1 protein-coding gene is annotated in these 1,311 nt (G+C 33.3%); it reads left to right on the top strand.

What is annotated here, in order from left to right; all coding sequences use genetic code 11:
* Window positions 1-136 precede the first annotated feature (136 nt).
* A partial coding sequence (locus tag BN1243_RS15075) for an RNA-guided endonuclease InsQ/TnpB family protein (protein WP_195892114.1) occupies window positions 137-1,311 on the top strand: 1,175 nt, incomplete at its 3' end.

The following is a 1,311-nucleotide window of genomic DNA, read 5'->3' on the forward strand; positions in this document are numbered from 1 at the left end:
GGGATGAATCGGCTTATTTTGTTATAAATTAGCATGTAATAGATTGCAAACATACGTTCTGTATAGTAAAATAATAGTATGGAAACGAGGTGATAAAATGGAACGAGATGAAGGAAAGGAATATCGTACCTATCAAATGGATGTGAAAAAAGGCCATCGTCTATTTTCCTATTTTGAAGAATTATGTGCAAACGGCAACAACTTATACAATCTAACAAACTTCTATATTAGGCAGGTTTACACCGCTTTGAAAAGTGATAAACCACTGCAACCATTGCAGAGAGAAGTGTTAGAAACCATTTATCGTAACATCGATAAAATGAATGAGAAAAAGACCATTGCCTATTACAAAAAGCTAAAAAAGGAAAATTTACTAGGAAAGGAAAAGCAAAAAGAGTTAGAGCTATTTACTCTGCCAACTAAAGAAAAAGCATTTGTCGGTTACAACTTCCTAGATGCTTTGTTTAAAACTATTAAACAAAAAGACTATTATTCTTTGCCTGGACAAATCAATCAACAAGTCATCAAAAATGTTGTTCAAAATTGGGATTCTTTTTTTAAAAGCCTAAATGATTATAAAGAAAACCCCCAGAAATATATAGGCAGACCTAGCATTCCTAGGTATCTACCGAAAGGCAGTAAAAAAGAAGTGGTTTTATCGAACCAAATCTGTCTATTAAAAGGTGAAAAATATTTAAGATTCCCAAAAACAAGGGGGAAGTTAAATATTGGCAAGTTGGCCAATGTTTCGGGTAAGTTCCAACAAGTAAGGATTATTCCGAAATATGATAGCTTCACAGTAGAGGTCATTTTTTTCATTGGTAAAAAAGTTGAAATTAATCCAAAAAAGAAACGCATTTTAAGCATTGATTTGGGTGTGGAAAATATAGCCACCTTGGTGTCGAACGTTGAAATGACTCCTATTCTTTTTAAAGGCGGCAAAATTAAATCCATTAATCGTTGGTACAATAAATTAAAAAGTTATTATTATGCTGCATTACGAAACGGGAGGAGTTCAAAAGAGGGTCAAAGATATTCAAAAAGATTAAGCAAGTTAGACAGCAAGCGTCATAATCAAATCAAAGATTTCTTTCATAAAGTGAGTTTTAACATTGTGAAAGTAGCAAAAGAACATCGCATCGATACCATCATTATCGGTAAAAATATGGATTGGAAACAGAAAGTCGCTTTAGGCTCCAAAAATAATCAAAATTTTGTTCAAATCCCACATGCGATGTTGGTGTCAATGATTCGGTACAAAGCAAATACCGAGGGCATAGCCGTCATTGAAACAGAAGAAAGCTATACATC

This window comes from Bacillus niameyensis, from assembly GCF_001375535.1.
Lineage (GTDB): Bacteria > Bacillota > Bacilli > Bacillales > Bacillaceae_C > Lederbergia > Lederbergia niameyensis.